The sequence below is a fragment of the Streptomyces sp. AC627_RSS907 genome (genome assembly GCF_019049165.1).
The window spans coordinates 1-652 of record NZ_JAGMUE010000652.1 but is presented as its reverse complement, the minus strand read 5'-3'; the positions used below and the strand labels follow the sequence as shown (position 1 = coordinate 652).

1 protein-coding gene and 1 pseudogene are annotated in these 652 nt (G+C 67.0%); one reads left to right on the top strand and one right to left on the bottom strand.

Going from position 1 to position 652, the window contains the following annotated elements; genetic code table 11:
- Positions 1-261 (bottom strand): annotated as a pseudogene (locus KUM32_RS37620) (dihydroxyacetone kinase); the annotation flags it as partial.
- 245 nt (positions 262-506) lie between these two features.
- Here KUM32_RS37620 and rpmB point away from each other — a divergent pair.
- Positions 507-652 (top strand): 50S ribosomal protein L28 (gene rpmB / locus KUM32_RS37615; protein WP_217146328.1); only part of this gene is annotated, 146 nt, incomplete at its 3' end.

Sequence of the window (652 nt, the reverse complement as noted above, 5' to 3'; positions counted from 1 at the left end):
GATCAGCGCCCCGTGCGCCATGGCTCCTATGGCGTCGCCCAGGCTCGGCCTGGACGCGGTACCGGTGGCCGCGTGGCCGTTGAAGGCGGCGCCGACGGCGTGCGCGGCGGACTCGACGGTCAGGTAGAGGTTGGTGCCGGTGTCACCGTCCGCGACCGGATAGACGTTGATGGCGTCGATCCCCTCGCGGGCGCGCCCCAACGCCTCCAGTGCCAGCCCGCACCACGTACGTACCGCCTCGGCGTCGAACGTGTGCGGCACCTATGGCCTCCTTGAACGGTGCTGGGTGGCAGCGCGGATGCCCGCAGGGTAGTCGCGCTTCGCGGAGATCGTCTGGGGCGGGGGCCGAGGTAGCCATGGTAGTTTCGTTGTACGGGAGCGGTCGTTGTATGCTGCTCCGGTTGCCCGATCAGGTCGGGCCAAATCCCCCCGGTGATGCCGATCAGCTATTGATTCGACGAACCGGGAACTCACCGTAAGTGCATCTGAAGTCTTTGGAGTGACCCGTGGCTGCCAACTGCGACGTCTGCGGCAAGGGGCCGGGCTTCGGCAACAACATTTCGCACTCGCACCGCCGCACTCGCCGTCGTTGGAACCCCAACATTCAGACGGTGCGCGCTGTGGTCGGTCGGACGCCGAAGCGGCTCAACGT